This is a genomic window from Streptomyces sp. MP131-18, from assembly GCF_001984575.1.
GTDB lineage: Bacteria > Actinomycetota > Actinomycetes > Streptomycetales > Streptomycetaceae > Streptomyces > Streptomyces johnsoniae.
Genome location: NZ_LZNS01000001.1, coordinates 6,029,933 through 6,045,547 on the forward strand (window position 1 = coordinate 6,029,933; position 15,615 = coordinate 6,045,547).

Genomic DNA, 15,615 nt, shown 5'->3' on the forward strand with positions numbered 1-15,615 from the left:
CGGAACGGCCGCGGCCCGGCCTGGCAGCGTGAGCTGCCGGACCGGGCCGCAAGCCGGAAGAGAAGAAGGGATCAGCCGCGCTGAATCCCCGCGGTGTCCTGGAGCACGCCGCGGCGCCCGTCCTGGGTCTGCGCCACCAGGGCCTGGCCCCGCTGCTCGACCGCCAGGTACCAGGTGCCGGGCGCCAGCTCGGCCACCGGAGTCGGCGAACCGTCCTCGCCGTAGAGCGGGCGTGCGGCGGGCACCGCGAACCAGAACGGCTGGAAGTTCGGGTCCGCGCCGCCCTGCGCCGCGGGCACGGCCTGCGTCGGCTGGTGCGACATGCCCGGCTGGCCAGGACCCGGCTGCCCGGGCTGCCCGGGCTGGCCCGGCTGACCGCCGTACGAGGGCTGGCCGCCACCGGGGTAGCCGTAGCCCGGCTGACCGCCGTACGGCTGCTGCGCCGCGGGGGGCTTCGGGCCGCCGGTCAGCGGCAGCTGGAGCGCGGGGATCATCGGCGTCGCCGCGGCGGCACCCGCGAGCAGCAGCGCGGCGAAGAAGCCGAGGATCAGCCCGACGCCGGTGTCCAGGTACTCCGGGCCGCCGATGAACGTCCAGAGCCCGGCCCAGACGGACGTGACCGACAGCGCGATGCCCCACTGGTTCAGCTTCAGCCCGAGGAACTCGCGGTCCGGCTGGGGCAGGAACTTCGAGCCGACGATGAGACCGGCGCCGATGATGCCGGCGAGGAACACGGAAGGCAGCACGGGGAAGAAGTCGGCGTCCCATGCGTTGACGCTCTCGCTGCCGCCGCCGTATTCACCCCCGTCCAATGTGTAGAGGTCGAGGAAAGAGAAGATGAAGAGCAGGACCGCTGCTCCGATCACTGCTGCATCGCCTCGGGAGAGCGAGCGGTTGTTCACGTCAGATCCTTCGTCGTTCTCGTCGTCATGGTCTGGTCAGACACCGGAAGGCCCCATCGTACGGATGGCGGCCCGGCCGGTCCCCGTGGGTGGGCGTACTGTTTCCCACGCGACACGCTTGTGATGTCGTCGTGACCTGTGGGCACCGGTCAGCCACCCGCGGCGTCGGCCGCCGTCCGTCTCAGGACGCGCAGCGACCGGCACGCGGACACCTCGGCGAACCGCCCGGACGACACCGCGCGCCGCCAGATACGGTATGGCGCCTGCCCGCCGTCGGCCGGGTCGGGGAACACGTCGTGGATGACCAGCAGCCCGCCCGCGGCCAGCCGCGGCACCCAGCTCTCGTAGTCCGCACGCGCGTGGGCGTCGGTGTGGCCGCCGTCGATGAAGACCAGCGCGAAGCGCCCGCCGCCGCCCCCGCCGAGTGCCGCCGCGGCCTGCGGCGACCCCCCGACGACAGCGACGACGTACTCCTCAAGACCCGCGTCCGCCAGCGTTCGCCGGAAGTGCGGCAGCGTGTCCATGCGGCCGGGGGCGTTCGGGTCCGCCAGCTCCGGGTCGTGGAACTCCTGCCCCGGCTGCTGCTCCTCGCTGCCGCGGTGGTGGTCCACCGTGACCGCGACGGTGCCCGCCCGGCGGGCGGCGTCGGCGAGCAGCAGTGTCGAACGGCCGCAGTAGCTGCCGATCTCCAGCAGGGGCAGGCGCAGCGCGGCGGCGGCCTCGGCCGCCGCCGCGTGCAGCGCGCGGCCCTCGTCCGCCGGCATGAAGCCCTTCGCGGCCTCGAAGGCGGCGAAGACGTCCTCGCCCACTCGTCCCCCTGTGGTCCCCTGGGTCACTCCATGCTGCACCATACGTTCGAACGCGGCGCGGCGGGGTCGGCCGCCACGGGTCAGCCGGGCCTGGCCAGCGGCGCCTGCTGAAGCGGAACGGGCTTGGCCACCGCGACCGGTGGCGGCACGGCCGGCGCCGCCGCACCCGCCTTCCGCACCTCGTCCCGCGCCTCGTCCCGCACCTCGTCCTGCGGCTCCCGCGGCGTCTCCGGTTCCTGCGAGGCGTCCGGTTCCGGTGACGCGTCCCGTTCCTGCGTCGTCTCCGGGTCCGGCGGCTCGGGCAATTCGGGCATCTCGCCGGTCCCGGCCCGCGGTTCCTGCGCGGCGGGCTCCGGCGTTCCGGCCGTCTGGCCCGGCTCCGCGGGCGGCAGCACGGGCACGTCGATCCTGGCCAGGCCGCACGGCGTGTGCTCCGCCGCGTACGGCAGCAGCAGCTGCCCGTCCACCGTCCAGAGACCGGACCCGGCCAGCCACCCGTCCGGCACGCCCAGGTGCTGGAGCTCACGCTGCTGCGGGCGCCACACCGCGACCCAGTCCGCCACGTTCGTCGTCATCCGCAGCGCCACCGCGCACTTCTCCGGCAGCAGCACCTGGCCCGGCTGCGTCGCGAACGGCGTCACCCGCACCCCCTCCGGGTGCAGGGCCTCGGGGAAGCGCACCGGCCGGTGGCTGCCCAGCACCCCCCACCCGATGCGCTCCGTACCGGGCGCGTCGGAGGACACCAGCAGCAGCCCGCTGTCCGGATCGGCGAGCAGCAGCCGGTCGTTGCTGTCCTCGGCGATGCGCAGCAGCTCGGAGGGCTCGCCGCCGTGCTCCACGTCGACGGTCACCGTGCGCGTGCAGCCGGCGTCGTCGGTGCGGTCGAGCGCGAGCAGCCGCCCCTCCTGGTCCAGCCACGCGCCGCCCGCGCACTGCCCCGCGAGCACCGTCACCAGCTCCGGGCCGAACGCCCCGCCGCACACCAGCCACAGCGCCGTCGCGTCCTCGCGGGGCGCGAGCGCGTACACCCGGCTCCCGCCGGGGGGCGGCGGCAGCAGCGTCAGCCGTTCGCACTCGACGGCGCCCAGGGACAGTTCACCGGTGTCGGGCGTGGAGGGGTAGAGCAGGGTGAAGTGGTAACGGCCGTCCGCGCGGCGGGCGATGAGGACCCGCCCGTCGGCGAGCGGCTGGAGCGGGGTGTCCGCCTCCTCCGGCTGTGCGCCGGGCAGCCGCACCGCATAGGGCTCGGGGCCGTCCAGCGTCCAGCGCTCCGGGCACCATCCGCCGTCGCCGTAGCCGGCGATCAGCCGGGCCGCGTAGGCACCTCCGGCCGCGATCGTCAGCGGCACGGGCAGTAACGCCGGTCGGGCCGTCATATGTCGCTCACCTCCAGCGAGGACGCTAGGTTCGCACTCCGCACCGGACAACTGACGTTGCCCGGCTTCATACATAAGGGTGACCGCTGCCGGATTCACAAGATCAACCGGGGTCTGCCCTGCCGGTGGAGTCCAACTCCGCCGGCACCGCTCCCGGGGTCCTTCCGGGCAGGTAGCCTGGGCCCCGTGCCCGTACTCTCCGACGTGATCAACGCCCTCGACACCCTATGGCCCCGCGCGCGGGCCGAGGACTGGGACGCGGTCGGGCCGGTGTGCGGTGACCCAGGAGCCGGGGTGGACAGGGTGCTGTTCGCCGTCGACCCGGTGCAGGAAGTCGCGGACGAAGCGGTCGCGCTCGGCGCCGGGCTGCTCGTCACGCACCACCCCCTCTACCTGCGCGGCACCACCTCGGTCGCGGCCGACACGTTCAAGGGCCGCGTCGTGCACACCCTCATCCGCAACGGAGTCGCGCTGTACGTCGCGCACACCAACGCCGACCGCGCCGACCCGGGGGTTTCCGACGCCCTGGCCGCCGCGCTCGGCCTGCGCGTCACAGGACCACTCGTTCCCGACCCGGACGATCCGTCCGGCCGCCGGGGCCTCGGGCGCCTCTGCGCGCTCGACCGGCCGCTCAGCCTGCGGGAGTTCGCGGCGCTGGCCGCGGAGCGGCTGCCCGCCGCCGCGCAGGGCGTGCGGGCCGCGGGCGACCCGGACAGGACCGTGCGCACCGTGGCCGTCTGCGGCGGCTCGGGCGACAGTCTGTTCGCCGAAGTACGAGCGGCGGGCGTCGATGCCTACCTCACCGCCGACCTGCGGCACCACCCCGCCTCCGAGGCGCGCGAGCACTCCCCGCTCGCCCTGGTGGACGCCGCGCACTGGGCGACGGAATGGCCCTGGTGCGAGCAGGCGGCGGCCCAGCTCGACGCCGTTTCCGAACGGCACGGCTGGGGTCTGCGCACCCACGTGTCCCGCCGGGTCACCGATCCCTGGACCACCCACCACACCGCCCCGCGTGCGAGCGAAGGAGCCCCCAACTGAACGCCGCCCCCGCCGATCAGATCCGCCTGCTCGACGTCCAGGCCCTCGACGTCCGGCTCACCCAGCTCGCGCACCGGCGTGACAAGCTGCCGGAGCACGCCGAGATCCGCTCGCTGGACGCCGAGCTGGCGCAGCAGCGCGACCTGCTGGTCGCCGCACAGACCGAGGAGAGCGACACCGCCAGGGAACAGACCAAGGCCGAGCAGGATGTCGACCAGGTCAGGCAGCGCGCCGCCCGCGACCAGCAGCGCCTGGACTCGGGCAAGGTGACCAGCCCCAAGGACCTGGAGAGCCTCCAGAGCGAAATCACCTCGCTGGCCAAGCGCCAGGACGACCTGGAGACGATCGTCCTGGAAATCATGGAGCGCCACGAGGCCGCCCAGGCCCGCGCCAAGGAACTGTCCGCCGCGCTGGAGGACTTGGAGAGCAAGGCGGCCGACGCGGCGGCCCGCCGCGACGCCGTGCTCCGGGAGATCGACGCCGAGGCGGAGTCGGTCCGCACCGAGCGCGCCGAGGCCGTCGCCGCCATCCCCGCCGACCTGCTGAAGCTGTACGAGAAGCTGCGCGAGCAGCAGGGCGGCGTCGGCGCCGCCCAGCTCTACCAGCGGCGCTGCGAGGGCTGCCGCCTTGAGCTGAACATCACCGAGGTCAACGAGGTGCGGGCCGCCGCCCCCGACGCCGTGGTGCGCTGCGAGAACTGCCGCCGTATCCTCGTCCGCACCCCCAAGTCCGGGCTGTGATGGGCGAGTTCATCGTCGAGGCCGACGGCGGCTCCCGCGGCAATCCGGGCCCGGCCGGTTACGGCGCCGTCGTGCGCGACGCCGCGACCGGGCAGGTGCTGGCCGAGACCGCGGAGTTCATCGGCACCGCCACCAACAACGTTGCGGAGTACCGCGGCCTCATCGCCGGGCTGCGCGCGGCCCACGACGTCGACCCCGGGGCCGCGGTGCGCGTGCGGATGGACTCCAAGCTCGTCGTCGAGCAGATGTCGGGCCGCTGGAAGATCAAGCACCCGGACATGCGCCCGCTCGCCATGGAGGCCGGGCGGGTGTTCCCGTCCGGCGCCGTCCGGTACGAGTGGATTCCCCGCGAACGGAACAAGCACGCCGACCGGCTCGCCAACGAGGCGATGGACGCCGGGCGGCGCGGCGAGCCCTGGCGGCCGCGGCCACAGGCCGTGCCGCCCGCCCTGGCCCCCGACCCCGACCCCGATCCCGCGCCGCCGTCGACGGGCTGGAGCGCCGCGGCGGGCACCCCGACCACGTTCCTGCTGCTGCGGCACGGCGAGACGCCGCTCACCGCGCAGAAGCGGTTCTCCGGCAGCGGCGGCGACGACCCCGACCTGTCACCCGCCGGCCTCGCGCAGGCCGAGGCCGCCGCCGAGGCGCTCGCCGCGGCCGGCGGCGTGGAGGCCGTGGTCAGCTCGCCGCTGACCCGCTGCCGCACCACCGCCGAGGTGGTCGCGGCACGCCTCGGCCTGCCCGTCCGCTACGAACCGGGCCTCAGTGAAGCCGACTTCGGCGCCTGGGAGGGGCTCACGTTCGCCGAGGTACAGCAGCGCCACCCCGACGACCTCGCGGCCTGGCTGGCGAACCCCGGCGCGAAGCCGACCGGCGGCGGCGAGAGCTTCACCGCGGTCGCCCGCCGCGTCGCCCTGGCGCGCGACAAGACCATCGCCCGCAACCCGGGCCGCACCGTGCTCGCCGTCACCCACGTCACGCCGGTCAAGACCCTGCTGCGGCTGGCCCTCGGGGCGCCCCCGCAGTCCATGTTCCGGATGGAGCTGGGCCCCGCCGCCCTGTCGGAAGTGGCCTACTGGCCCGACGGCAACGCCAGCGTGCGCCGTTTCAACGACACGGCGCACCTCGGGTAGGAGCGTTATTCCGGAGGTCGTCGGCGCTGTGGTCCTTACGGTCGGCCGTCCCTCGGGCGTTTCCCCGGCTCGGACTCGGTGATCCACAGCGGCTTGCCGTCACCGCAGGTGACCCGCGTTCCGCCGGCGGCCGGTTCGAGACTGGTGCGGATCAGCCGCAGCCAGGTGTCGCCGAGCCGGGCGACCGGCCCGTCGGGCGTGCGCATGAAGCGATGCGTCCGCACTTGGTCGTGAATCGTGCGCGCGCTGTCGGACCACTGAACGCGGGAGAACGCGGCCTCCATGAATCCTGCGTACGTGGCCCTGCGTTCGTCCTGCGGCTCGCCGGCCTCGCCGGCCGCCGCCCGGTCCAGTGCGGTGCGCAGCAGTTCATAGACAACGGGCATGGCATCGGTGCAGTAGGACGCCCAGCTGATGTCGTCGGCGAGCGGGATACCGTCCCGCTGGGCGAGGATGTTCCCGGTGTCGAAGTCCTCGTCCATCCGGTGCACGGTGATCCCGCCCGTTGGATCACCGTTGCGGATCGCCCACAGCAGGGGCGCCGGGCCGCGGTACTTCGGCAGCATGGAGACATGGATGTTGAGCGCTCCGAGCCGCGGGATCGCCAGCACGTGCGGCGGGAGCCGCCAGGCGAAGCCGAAGACGACCAGCAGGTCGGGCCGGTAGCCCGTCAAGGCGAGAGCGAGACCGCTCATGCTTCCCGGAAGGAGCAGGTCCGTCTTCGCCGGAACGGCCGGGAGAATCGAAGCCGCCGTCTGTCCCGCGTCGTCGAGGAGCGGGCCGCCCGGGCGGAGCGAGCGGCCGTAGAAGTAGGCGACCGGCACGTGGCCCGCATCGGTGCACGCCGCATGGATGGTGGAGAACTCTTCGGGGCCTGAGGAGATCACCGCGACGCGCAGGCCGGCCGACAGGGTCCTGGCTTCATCGGTCTCCCGGCGGTTGGTCACCGCAGCACGTAGGTGTCGTGAGGGATGCCGAGCTCCCAGACCGACTCGAACGCCTCGGCGCACAGCAGGGCGACACGCGCATCGGTGGTCAGTTCGTTGCCGACCCAGCCGCCGTCCCCGGTGAAGTGGTTGAACAGGACCGTCGTCCTGTCGAAGATCCAGCAGTCGTTACCGGGCAGAGCCAGCCCCGATGCCCTGCTGCGCGGCAGCCAGCGCACCTCTTCACCGGCTGCGATGTTCTGAGGGGTGCCCTCGTGCTCGAAACGGATGTATTCGGTGACCGGTTCCGAGACGATACGGGCCCGGCGAAGCCGCACCCCGCGTGCCGAGGTGGCCCGCATCAGATCGAGCCAACCCGCCTTGCTCGCCGCATCCTGCTCGGGCCCCCAGTCCCCGGCCCGCCACTTCTCGATGTCGGCTGCTTCCTCGGCCACCGCGTAGTGGTCGCGCATCTCAAGATGACAGGCCGATTCCCGGCACGCGTCGAACAGCCTGGCCCAGCCCGCTGAGTCAAGAGACTCCATCCAGATGATCCTTAGGTAGATGGGCGAACAGAGAAACCGGTACCCGCACGACGGTTTCCCCGTCAGGAACGTTCATCTGCGCAAGATCGGCCGGGTCGTTGACCACGTAGCCCTGCACGATGAAGTCGCCGCTCACCTCGTCGCGGTATAGACGTGGCGAACCGCCCTGGCCGGTGGAACCGCCCACGAATGCAATCTTCATGATCACCACTCATTCTCCGGACTCGCGAATCACGCCGCAGGGGGGAGGCGTCCCCGGCCCCTGACGATCGTACTGCCCGGGCGACTTTGCGGAGTGTGGTGAGACAAATGAGGGAAAGTGCAGCGTGTGGATCTGGCCAGTCGGATCTGGCTGGTTGGACACCCAGGGATAAAACGCCTGGGTTCGGTGTATCCGTCCCTGGGTACGTCCGTCTGGCGCTGGTGGGCATGTGACAGGAGGATACGTGGCGGAGAGCCGGAGTTGTCAAGATCAGGAAGCGGAATGCGAGCCTCCTGGTGGCATTCGCAACGAACTGCCGGGTCTGGCGGGTAACGTCGTGCAGACCGGCCAGGTCAGCGGTGGTGTGCATTTCCATGCCTCGGCATTCGCGCCGGGGGTGCGCCCGGCGCAGCTCCCCAGTCCCGTGGCCGGATTTGTCAACCGGGTCGCCGAGTTACGATCCCTGGACACACTTGCGGAAGCCGAATCCGGTGCGCATCGGAGCGCAGCGGCCATGCGCATCATTGCCGTCGTCGGAACGGCCGGGGCAGGCAAGACATCGCTTGCGGTGAGCTGGGCACACCGCATCAAGGACCGGTTTCCCGATGGCCAGTTATATGTCAATCTCCATGGATATGATCCCGTTCCGCCGGTGGCCGCCGGGGAGGTTCTCGGACGTTTCCTGCGCGCGTTGGACGTGCCGGTAGAGCAGATTCCTGTGGGTGAGGAGCCGCGAGCGGAGTTGTTCCGTTCTGTGACGGCTGGGCGTCGGGTGCTCCTACTGCTGGACAATGCTGCGACGGCGGCTTCGATCCGGCCGCTTCTGCCGGGCTCCGCCCATTGTCTGGTGGCCGTCACGAGCCGTACCCGCATGTCGGGTTTGGTGGCACGGGAGGGGGCACACCGTGTGAGTGTGGAGACCCTTTCGCAGGACGAATCCATCCGGTTGATGCGCACCGTCATGGCCGCGTACCGCCCCGACGACGATGAAGCAGAGCTGGCCGAGTTGGCGCGCCTGTGCGCCGGACTGCCGCTGGCCCTCCGGATCGTGGCCGAACGAGCCGCCGGGCGACCGCACATGGCGTTGCGCGATCTGATCGCGGAACTGCGGGACCAGTCCGGACTTTGGGATGCGCTGTCCGCAACCGGCGGGTCGGATGACGACGAAGCGGACGCGGTGCGTACGGTGTTCGGCTGGTCCTACCGCGCGCTCGCCCCGCAGGTGGCTCGCTGCTTCCGCCTGCTCGGACTGCATCCGGGACCCGATTTCCGAGTGGAGGCCGCAGCCGCGCTGCTCCGTGCCACCCCGGTTCGCGCCCGGCGCCACCTCGACACCCTGGCCGGCGCGCACTTGCTGGAGGAGTGCGGTCACGACCGTTACCAGTTCCACGACCTGCTGCGTGCCTTCGCTGCCGAGCAGGCACGGCGCGAGGAGCCGGCGGAGGCGCGGCACGCGGCTCTGGGACGAGTCCTCGGCTGGTACGTGCACTCCGCCGCTGCGGCGGCGCGGGCGGGCTCGAACTCTTACACGCTTCCGGTGACCCTCGAATCCCTGGACGACGGCGTGGTGCCCGCCGCCTTTGACGACGGCAAGGCCGCCATCGCCTGGTACGAGACCGAACGCGATAACCTCATCGCCGCTGTCAGCACCGCGAGCGCGACAGGCATGGAGCGTATCGCCTGGCAGCTCCCCGCCGTCCTGACAATGATCATCGCGGACCGTGAGCTGGCGGGCACGTGGCTGCCCGCCCAGCAGGTGGCCCTCGCCTCGGCCCGCCGGGCAGGGGACCGGTACGGAGAGGCGGTTGCCCTCGACAACCTGGGCATTGCCTATCGGCATCTCTACCAACTGGCCGAGGCCACAGAGCATTTCGACGCCGCGCTCATAGCCTTCGGGGAACTGGGCGACTCGTTCGGCCGCGTGCGAGCCGCCAACGGCCTGGGGGTGACCCATATGCTCGCCCACCGCACGGACGAGGCGGCAATCTGCTTCGAACAGGCGCTGGAAGGGGCGCACGAGCTCAACGAGCCTGTCTACGTCGGTGCCTTCACCCGCAACCTCGGCTGGGCGCACCTGGAGCGCGATGACCTGGACCGGGCGGAAACGCTGCTTGAGCGATCGGCTGATCTGCTTGCCGACGAGGGGGAACAGCTGGAGTGGGCCGAAGCTCTGACTCTGCTCGCCGCCGTCCACCGGCGTCTGCGGCGGTACGCGCTGGCCGAAGAGACGGCGGAACGAGCGCTGGCTCTTTCGGGCGAGGCCGACGGCACGTTATTCCAGGCGCTTGCGCTCCTGGAGTTGGGACGGGTCGCCCTGGCCCGCAGACGCGGTTCCGAAGCGCTGAATCTCCTTCAGCAGGCCGCCGTCCTGTTCCAGCGCGTGGGCCGCTCCGATCTCCAGGCGAGCGCCTGGGACGCGACAGGCGAGACGTATCTGTTCCTCGGACGAACGGAGGACGCGGTGGCCTTTCACCGACAGGCATCCGCCGCGTTCCGCAGCAAGGACGACTCCTGGTCACTGGCACTTTCGTTGGCTCGTCTCGCCACGGCGCTGACCCGGCAGGGGAACGCGCACGAGGCAAGGGAACACCGGAGCGAGGCACTTCGGCTGCTCGCCACCTTCACGGGCCAGGCGGCGGAGGCGAGACGGGCCGAGGTGGCGGCGGCCCGGGCCGACGGAGACCCCGGCCCGTGAAGGCGCCCGGGCCCGCGTCAGCTGTCGATGAGGTGGTCGAACTCGCCTGCTTTGGCGGCCTGGATGAAGGCGGTGAGTTCGGTGGGGGTGTAGCGGAGCGGTTCGCGGTGGGGGGACTTGGAGTCGTCTATGGCGACGCCACCGGTGATCTTCATGAGCCGCACGCAGTCGTTGCCGTTGCCCACACTGTAGCTGGATTTGACCCACTCGCCGTCGAGCGGTGCGGAGTAGAGGGTGTCTTTATCGGCGTGCACAGGATGTCCCTAGTTCTCGGTGTCGTCGATGAGGTGGTCGAACTCGCCTGCTTTGGCGGCCTGGATGAAGGCGGTGAGTTCGGTGGGGGTGTAGCGGAGCGGTTCGCGGTGGGGGGACTTGGAGTCGTCTACGGCGACGCCACCGGTGATCTTCATGAGCCGGACACAGGCGTCACCGTTGGTGGTGCTGTGGCTGGATTTGATCCACTCACCGTCGAGCGGTGCGGAGTAGAGGTCGTTCTTCTCGCTCATGACAGCTCCTTCTCGATCTCTCCGATGTAGCGGGCGGTTTCCTCCGGACTCAGAGCGTGCCTGGCGAGATTGGCGAACTTCCGCCGGGCCCTTCTGACGTCGGCGGTTTCCTCATTCAGGATCTCCCCAGTGGTCCTCTCCTGGAAGACCACGGCACGGTTGGTATCGCCGGGGAAGTCGAAGATGCTGAAGGGAGCACCAGAAATGCTCGGTGCGCCAGCGGAATGCGGGACAACTCGGAGAGTCACATGGGGCCGTTTCGTAGAATCGAGAAGGTGGCCGAGCTGCCTTCGCATCACATCGGGACCGCCGACGACCGCGCGGACGGCCGCCTCCAGGCAGAGGGCATCGAGAGCGACTGGATTTCTGCGGGTGAGGATGTCCTGTCGCCTCATCCTCGCCTCCGTGAACACCTCGCGGTGCTCCGCGCTCTCGTCGGCCTGCCCGAACGAGACGATGGCCTCGGTGTATTCGCGGGTCTGCAACAGGCCAGGGACATACGTGCCCGAGTGGACGAAGATCTGTTCAGCAGCGTCCTCGATATAGAAGTAGCGATACGAGTCGCCGTGGATGTGACTCCGGAAGCGGGGTTGTTCCCACCAGGCGCGGCCGAATGATCGGCCCTGGTCGATGATTGCGCGGATCGCGGCGTGTTTCTCTGCCGTGGCCTCGTAAACCCGCAGGAGCGTGTTCAATTGCTTCTCGGTCGGGAAGGCCTTCCCGCGCTCGATCTTGCTGATCGTGTAGCGGGTGACGTTCAGCCGCTCCGCCGCGTCCTCCTGGCGGAGCCCCGCCGAGATGCGGAGTTGCGCCAGGTCCTCACCCACGGCCTGCATGGCCATGATCGCATTGGTGTTGATGCTGACGGACACGGCCTTCTCCCTCCCCGCGGCATGGCGATCAGCGTATCGCCCAGCCCCGCTGTGCCCGAAGTTTTCCCTCTTCAGGGGGAAGTTCCCACCTGGGGTTGCACGTGACTGGTCACGTGACCCACACTCTGGGTGTGCACGCTGCGGCGCGGGTCGTATGCCGTGTGTAGTCCTTGATCGTGCGCGGTCGGGAGGAGCTGTGATGCATGAGCGCGGGCACGTTCTCGCCGTCGGACGGTACCGGTGTGAGCCCCGGGCCGTGGCGAAGGCCAGACGGACAGCGGTGGAGGCATACTCCCCGTTCCCGTGGATCGACTCCGGTGTGGTGGCGCTCCTGGTGTCGGAGCTGGCCACCAACGCCGTCCTTCATTCGAACGGCGCCGACTTCTACGTGCTGTGCCACTCGCCCTCGCTCGCCGACGGAAGCGTGCAGGTCGAAGTGCACGACAGGGGAGGCGGGTTGCCCGCGGCGCGGGTGGCCGACGCGTTCGATGAGGGCGGGCGCGGGCTCGAACTCCTCGGTGTGCTGGCCGCCCACTGGCGCACGGAACGGACTACGACCGGGAAGAGTCTCGTTTTCACTCTCAAGGGGGATGGATGAACCGTTTAACGCCTGCCGGCGGTGCCGGCGAGGGGCCGGTGAGGCCGCCGACGGGCCGGGGCGGTGTCGTCGTGTCCGTCGAGGTGGACGCGGGCACCGTGCGCAGGGGCGACCAGGTGATGATCGGTGGGCGCCCGTTCGTCGTCGAGGACATGACCGCGCTCGCCGGCGGCGGCAAGCGCCTCCTCTTCGGCGGCGGCAACTCGTTGACCGTCGCCAGGGCCACGGTGCTGTGGGCCGCCCGCGTGGCCGATCCCCGGCGGATTCCGTGACCGGCCTGCCGGGGTGAGGGGGGCTGACGCGGCCTCACCGTCCATGATGAGGATGTTGACGCCCCGGGACCAGAAGGAAGCATCTCGTGAGACGACTTGTCGCCCGCCTGTGGCGGATGATTCGCGGCCCCGTCCAGTGGCGGGTGCTCTGGCTGGCGCATGCGAAGTTCATGGTCGGGGTGACCGGCGTGGTCAGGGACGGCGAGGGACGGATGCTCCTCCTGCGTCACCGGCTGTGGCCCGAGGGGCGGCAGTGGGGGTTCCCCACCGGTTTCGCCGTCAAGGGCGAGGACTTCCGGCAGACCGTCGTGCGCGAAGTCAGGGAGGAGACGGGCCTGGAGGTCGTTCCCGGGCGGCTGGTCCGGCTGCGCAGCGGCTACCGGCTCCGGCTGGAGATCGCCTACGAGGCGGAGTTGACCGGCGGCACGCTGCGACTCGACCCAATGGAGATCCTGGAGGCGCGCTGGTGCACCTTGGAGGACCTGCCGGAGGGTCTGCAACCGGTGCACCGAAACTTGGCAAAGGGAGAGGAAAGCTGGTGACGGCCCGACGCGGGGGGTCACCGGGTGACGTCGGTGATCACCACGTCCAGCCGCCCCGGCGCGTTCTCCTCCACGCGCCACCCCAGGTCGCGCAGCGCGCCGGTCAGCTTGGCCGGGGTGCGGGGGAGCGGACCCGCTTCCAGCAGCGAACGCAGCAACTGCCCCTTGGTCGCCTTGTTGAAGTGGCTGACCACGGAACGTCGTTCCGTCCCGTTCACGACTTGTGACAGGAGAACGCGCACCGTGACCGTTCGGCGGGCGGTTTCCGTGTCGGGCCGCCACATCGCCGCGTACGCCGCGGACCGCAGGTCCAGCACCGGGCCCCGTCCGACCTCCCCGGGCAGCACCTCGGCCAGCGGCCCGCGCCAGAACGCGGCGGGCGTGCCCGTCCCCGGCAGCCGCACGCCCGCCGGGCACCGGTAGCCCGGGATGCGGTCGGTGACGCGCACCACGCCCCAGAGCCCGGAGAACACCAGCAGCGACGCCCGCGCCCTGCGCCTGGCCGCGGTGCTCAACGAGGCGAGCCCCAGCGCGTCGTAGAGCACGCCGGTGTAGATCTCGCCCGCCGGGCGGGCCGGCGCCGCACGCAGCGCGGCGTTGCGCGCGACCTCCCCGCGCAACCCCTCGCTCAGGCCCAGCACCTCCCGCGCCTTCTCCGGGTCACCGGAGCACAGCCCCGTCAACTCCGCCAGCATCCGCTCGCGCGCGGCGGTCAGCCCCGGCAGCGACAACGCGCCCAGGTCCACCGGAGCCCCGGTGCTTCCCTCGGCCTTCCCCTCGGACGGCGGCAGCAGTACCCACACGGACAGCAGCGTACGGCAGCCCGCCGGGGGACACTGCCCGCCATGGACCACGCCACCTGGACGCGCCTCGCGCTCGCCGGCGCCCGCCCCCTGGACCTGATGACCGCCCGCTTCACCGCGCACCGCTACGCGCCGCACGCGCACGAGGAGTTCGCCGTCGGGGTGTGCACCGACGGCCTGGAGTCCATCCGTTACCGCGGCGCCCACCACCTGGCGGGCCCCGGCACCGTCGTCGTGCTGGAGCCCGGCGAACCGCACACCGGCGCGCCCGCCGACGGCACCGGCTTCGCCTACCGGGTGCTGTACCCGCCGGCCGCCCTGCTCGCCGAAGGCTTCCGCACGCGCCCGCACTTCCCCGAACCCGTTCTCCGCGACCCGGGCCTCGCCGCCGCCCTCGCCCGCGCCCACCGCGCCGCCGCCGCGGGCCACCGGCACGCCGCGGAATCCGGACTGGTGTGGGCGTTCGCCACCCTGGCGCGCCGCCACGCGGGTGCGCCGCCCGCGCACGCGCACGCGCCGCGCGGCGGGGGCGCGGGGGAACGCATCGCCCGCGCCGTGCGCGCCCGGCTCGCCGACCAGCTGCGGAACCCGCCCACCCTCGGCGAGATCGCCGCCGACCTCGGCCTGTCCCGCTACCAGGTGCTGCGCGCGTTCCGCGACAGCGCGGGCATGCCGCCCTTCGCGTGGCTCGCCCAGCACCGCGTCAACCGGGCCCGCGCCCTGCTCGACGCCGGACGAAGCCCGGCCCTTGCGGCGGCGGACGTCGGCTTCGCCGACCAGGCGCACCTGACCCGCTGGTTCCGCCGCGTGCTCGGCGTGACGCCCGGCGCCTACCGCAACAGCGTTCAAGACGGCGGCCGTTCCGTTCGCTGACGCTGTGCGCATGTCACCGCGCGCCTGGTTCCTCTTCGCCCTGATGAGCCTCATCTGGGGCATCCCCTACCTGTTGATCAAGGTGGCGGTGGACGGCGTTTCCGTCCCCGTCCTCGTCTTCGCCCGCACCGCGGCCGGTGCGCTGCTGCTGCTCCCGTTCGCGCTGTCCCGCCTCGGCGCCCTCCGCGGCCACGGCCGCCCGCTGCTCGCGTTCGCCGCCTGCGAAATCATCGGCCCCTGGTGGCTGCTGTCCGACGCGGAACGCCACCTCAGCAGCTCCATGGCCGGCCTGCTGATCGCCGCCGTCCCCATCGTCGCCGTACTGCTGGCCCGGCTGACGGGCGACCGCGAACGCCTCGGCGCCCTGCGCTGGACCGGCCTCGCGGCGGGCCTGGCGGGCGTCGCCGTCCTGGCCGCACCGCAGGTGAACGGCGGCAGCCCGTGGGCGGTGACCGAGGTGCTGCTCACCGCCCTCGGCTACGCCGCCGCGCCCCTGATCGCGGCCCGCCACCTGCGCGACGTGCCCACCCTCCCGCTGACCGCGGGCTGCCTGGCCGTGGCCGCAGCCTGCTACGCGGTCCCCGCGGCGGCCACCTGGCCCGCGCGCATGCCCGACGCCGAGGTGCTGGCCGCGCTCGCCGGACTCGGCGTGATCTGCACGGCGTTCGGCTTCCTGGTGTTCTTCGAGCTGATCCGCGAGGCCGGCGCGTCCCGCGCGATGGTGTTCACCTACGTCAACCCCGCGGTCGCGGTCGCGGCGGGCGTCACGTTCCTGGGCGAGCC

18 protein-coding genes and 1 pseudogene are annotated in these 15,615 nt (G+C 71.6%); 9 read left to right on the forward strand and 10 right to left on the reverse strand.

What is annotated here, in order from left to right; genetic code table 11:
* Positions 1 to 71 precede the first annotated feature (71 nt).
* The 3 genes from STBA_RS27230 to STBA_RS27240 all read right to left on the reverse strand — a co-directional run bounded on the left by STBA_RS27230 (position 72) and on the right by STBA_RS27240 (position 3,087).
* The gene (locus STBA_RS27230; RefSeq protein WP_077061732.1) at positions 72 to 902 is read right to left on the reverse strand and encodes a DUF5336 domain-containing protein; all 831 of its coding nucleotides are present in this window, start codon (positions 900 to 902) and stop codon (positions 72 to 74) included.
* 149 nt (positions 903 to 1,051) lie between these two features.
* Positions 1,052 to 1,666 (reverse strand): class I SAM-dependent methyltransferase, encoded by a 615-nt coding sequence (locus STBA_RS27235; protein ID WP_253195286.1) that lies wholly within the window; start codon positions 1,664 to 1,666, stop codon positions 1,052 to 1,054.
* A gap of 125 nt (positions 1,667 to 1,791) precedes the next feature.
* On the reverse strand, positions 1,792 to 3,087 hold the full coding sequence (locus tag STBA_RS27240) for a hypothetical protein (RefSeq protein WP_077061734.1): 1,296 nt from the start codon (positions 3,085 to 3,087) through the stop codon (positions 1,792 to 1,794).
* Positions 3,088 to 3,273: 186 nt separating this feature from the next.
* Here STBA_RS27240 and STBA_RS27245 point away from each other — a divergent pair, with 186 nt between their 5' ends.
* The 3 genes from STBA_RS27245 to STBA_RS27255 are packed head-to-tail and all read left to right on the forward strand — an operon-like array spanning position 3,274 to position 5,998.
* Complete coding sequence (locus STBA_RS27245) at positions 3,274 to 4,125, forward strand: Nif3-like dinuclear metal center hexameric protein (protein ID WP_077061735.1); 852 nt, start codon at positions 3,274 to 3,276, stop codon at positions 4,123 to 4,125.
* Positions 4,122 to 4,865 carry a C4-type zinc ribbon domain-containing protein gene (locus tag STBA_RS27250; RefSeq protein ID WP_216356045.1) on the forward strand — a complete coding sequence of 248 codons (744 nt, stop codon included), beginning with the start codon at positions 4,122 to 4,124 and terminating at the stop codon, positions 4,863 to 4,865. Before STBA_RS27245 ends, STBA_RS27250 begins: the two co-directional genes overlap by 4 nt.
* The gene (locus STBA_RS27255; protein ID WP_077061736.1) at positions 4,865 to 5,998 is read left to right on the forward strand and encodes a bifunctional RNase H/acid phosphatase; all 1,134 of its coding nucleotides are present in this window, start codon (positions 4,865 to 4,867) and stop codon (positions 5,996 to 5,998) included. Before STBA_RS27250 ends, STBA_RS27255 begins: the two co-directional genes overlap by 1 nt.
* Positions 5,999 to 6,033: 35 nt before the next feature.
* Here the strand turns inward: STBA_RS27255 and STBA_RS27260 are convergent, their stop codons facing one another.
* The 3 genes from STBA_RS27260 to STBA_RS27270 are packed head-to-tail and all read right to left on the reverse strand — an operon-like array spanning position 6,034 to position 7,671.
* Entirely contained in the window at positions 6,034 to 6,945 is a 912-nt protein-coding gene (locus tag STBA_RS27260; protein ID WP_253195039.1) for a formyltransferase family protein, read from the reverse strand.
* Positions 6,942 to 7,469 (reverse strand): DUF6879 family protein, encoded by a 528-nt coding sequence (locus STBA_RS27265; protein ID WP_077061737.1) that lies wholly within the window; start codon positions 7,467 to 7,469, stop codon positions 6,942 to 6,944. Before STBA_RS27265 ends, STBA_RS27260 begins: the two co-directional genes overlap by 4 nt.
* Complete coding sequence (locus STBA_RS27270) at positions 7,456 to 7,671, reverse strand: hypothetical protein (RefSeq protein WP_077063644.1); 216 nt, start codon at positions 7,669 to 7,671, stop codon at positions 7,456 to 7,458. The genes STBA_RS27265 and STBA_RS27270 overlap by 14 nt, the downstream gene beginning before the upstream one ends.
* 244 nt (positions 7,672 to 7,915) lie before the next feature.
* Here STBA_RS27270 and STBA_RS27275 point away from each other — a divergent pair, with 244 nt between their 5' ends.
* Complete coding sequence (locus STBA_RS27275; protein WP_077061738.1) at positions 7,916 to 10,366, forward strand: tetratricopeptide repeat protein; 2,451 nt, start codon at positions 7,916 to 7,918, stop codon at positions 10,364 to 10,366.
* Between the two features lie 17 nt (positions 10,367 to 10,383).
* Here STBA_RS27275 and STBA_RS27280 read toward each other — a convergent pair whose 3' ends face one another.
* The 3 genes from STBA_RS27280 to STBA_RS27290 are packed head-to-tail and all read right to left on the reverse strand — an operon-like array spanning position 10,384 to position 11,744.
* Entirely contained in the window at positions 10,384 to 10,620 is a 237-nt protein-coding gene (locus STBA_RS27280) for a DUF397 domain-containing protein (RefSeq protein WP_077061739.1), read from the reverse strand.
* A 9-nt stretch (positions 10,621 to 10,629) separates the two neighbouring features.
* Entirely contained in the window at positions 10,630 to 10,872 is a 243-nt protein-coding gene (locus STBA_RS27285; protein ID WP_077061740.1) for a DUF397 domain-containing protein, read from the reverse strand.
* Entirely contained in the window at positions 10,869 to 11,744 is an 876-nt protein-coding gene (locus STBA_RS27290) for a helix-turn-helix transcriptional regulator (protein ID WP_077061741.1), read from the reverse strand. The genes STBA_RS27285 and STBA_RS27290 overlap by 4 nt, the downstream gene beginning before the upstream one ends.
* A 199-nt stretch (positions 11,745 to 11,943) precedes the next feature.
* Here STBA_RS27290 and STBA_RS27295 point away from each other — a divergent pair, with 199 nt between their 5' ends.
* The 3 genes from STBA_RS27295 (at position 11,944) to STBA_RS27305 (ending at position 13,156) form a co-directional block, all read left to right on the forward strand.
* The gene (locus tag STBA_RS27295) at positions 11,944 to 12,342 is read left to right on the forward strand and encodes an ATP-binding protein (protein WP_077061742.1); all 399 of its coding nucleotides are present in this window, start codon (positions 11,944 to 11,946) and stop codon (positions 12,340 to 12,342) included.
* 71 nt (positions 12,343 to 12,413) lie between these two features.
* Positions 12,414 to 12,614 carry a hypothetical protein gene (locus STBA_RS27300; RefSeq protein WP_077061743.1) on the forward strand — a complete coding sequence of 67 codons (201 nt, stop codon included), beginning with the start codon at positions 12,414 to 12,416 and terminating at the stop codon, positions 12,612 to 12,614.
* A gap of 86 nt (positions 12,615 to 12,700) precedes the next feature.
* Entirely contained in the window at positions 12,701 to 13,156 is a 456-nt protein-coding gene (locus STBA_RS27305) for an NUDIX domain-containing protein (RefSeq protein WP_077061744.1), read from the forward strand.
* Positions 13,157 to 13,173: 17 nt separating this feature from the next.
* On the opposite strand, the gene yaaA is transcribed toward STBA_RS27305, so the two are convergent.
* A complete protein-coding gene (gene yaaA / locus STBA_RS27310) occupies positions 13,174 to 13,959 on the reverse strand; it encodes a peroxide stress protein YaaA (protein ID WP_077061745.1) in 786 nt (261 codons plus the stop codon).
* Positions 13,960 to 14,001: 42 nt separating this feature from the next.
* Here yaaA and STBA_RS27315 point away from each other — a divergent pair, with 42 nt between their 5' ends.
* The gene (locus STBA_RS27315) at positions 14,002 to 14,832 is read left to right on the forward strand and encodes an AraC family transcriptional regulator (protein ID WP_077061746.1); all 831 of its coding nucleotides are present in this window, start codon (positions 14,002 to 14,004) and stop codon (positions 14,830 to 14,832) included.
* Between the two features lie 43 nt (positions 14,833 to 14,875).
* Positions 14,876 to 15,613, forward strand: a pseudogene (locus STBA_RS36000) (DMT family transporter); the annotation flags it as partial.
* Positions 15,614 to 15,615: the final 2 nt, after the last annotated feature.